This is a genomic window from Mycobacterium innocens, assembly GCF_900566055.1.
GTDB lineage: Bacteria > Actinomycetota > Actinomycetes > Mycobacteriales > Mycobacteriaceae > Mycobacterium > Mycobacterium innocens.
Map to the genome: position 1 here is coordinate 1 of NZ_UPHQ01000163.1, position 1,390 is coordinate 1,390.

1 protein-coding gene is annotated in these 1,390 nt (G+C 67.0%); it reads right to left on the reverse strand.

Features of this window, described 5'->3' with window-relative positions; all coding sequences use genetic code 11:
- Positions 1 to 1,310: HNH endonuclease signature motif containing protein (locus EET03_RS16080; protein ID WP_136625707.1), on the reverse strand; the 1,310-nt coding region annotated here is incomplete at its 3' end.
- Between the last annotated feature and the right edge of the window lie 80 nt (positions 1,311 to 1,390).

Genomic DNA, 1,390 nt, shown 5'->3' on the forward strand with positions numbered 1-1,390 from the left:
GGGTTGGTGCGGGGCTGTCCGCGATCGAGGTGCGCTGGCGGTATCCATTCGGTGTCGCCTCGGGCGTTCTTGCGGGTGCGCCAGCCTTTTTCGGCGAGTCGGTTGTCGATACCGCAGGCCAGGGTGAGCTCGTCGATGCCGGTGCGCCCGGTGGCGGCCCAGCCGCGGACATGGTGGACTTGGCTATGGTAGGCGGGTGCATCACAGCCCGGCTTCGTGCAGCCACGATCCTTGGCGTAGAGCATGATTCGCTGCGCCGGGGAAGCCAGCCGTTTGCTGTGATACAGCGCCAAGGGCTTGCCGTGGTCGAAGATCGCCAGATAATGATTGGCGTGGCTGGCCAGGCGGATCAGATCCGACATGGGCAGCAGGGAACCGCCACCGGTGTGGGCCTTGCCGGCGGCGGCCTGTAAGTCCTTCAGCGTGGTGGTGACGACGATCGACACCGGCAGGCCGTTGTGGCGGCCCAGGTCCCCGCTGCACAGCAGGCCCCGCAGTCCGGCCAGCAGGCCGTCATGGTTGCGTTGCGCTTGGCTGCGGGTGTCACGGCGGACCGCGTCCGCATCGGGCGTGGTGTCGATGACCGGTGTTGGGTCGTCGGGGTTGCAGGCGCCGGGGGCCGCCAGTTTGGCCAACACCGGTTCGAAGCTGGCCCGTGCTTCGGGGGTCAGGTAGCCGCTGATGCGCGACATGCCGTCGTATTCCTGCCTGCCGATCATGATGCCGCGCTTGCGGGCCCGCTCCTGCTCGCTGAACTCCCCGTCGGGGTTGAGCCAGTCCATGATGCGCTGGGCGTATTTGGCCAACTCATCGGGGCGATAGCCGCTGGCTTTGCGGGCCAGGTCGGCTTCGGCGGCCTCCCGGGTGGACAGGTCCACCTCGGCGGGCAAGTGGGCGAAGAAACCGCGGATCACCCGCACATGGGTGTCACCGATCAGGCCGTCACGTTGGGCGGCCGCGGTGGCGCTCAACTGCGGCGCCACCGGCTCACCGGTCAGCGCCCGCCGCGGCCCGAGATCGGCCGCTTCGTCGATGCGCCGGCCGGCCTCGGCCTTGGTGATACGCAACCGGTCGGCCAGCGCCGAACGCAGCTTGGCGCCCAGCTCGGTCTCGCTGGCCTGCGCGCCGAGCTGATTGATCAGCGCATGCTGCGGTGTTCGCAGTCGCCGCGCCGCGCGCTCCAAACGCTCCAGGGCCCGTAGTCGCTCGGGGGTGGTGAGCACCTCAAAAGACAACTCACACAACCGGTCCAGCTCCGCATCGAGCGTGTCGAAGACCTCAATGATGTCTTCACGACTACCCGAACCCATGCCTGAAATCTTACGAACACCCACCGACAAGAATCGCCGTCATGTGACCACAGAAACCACAGTGACACAAGGGATTTAGA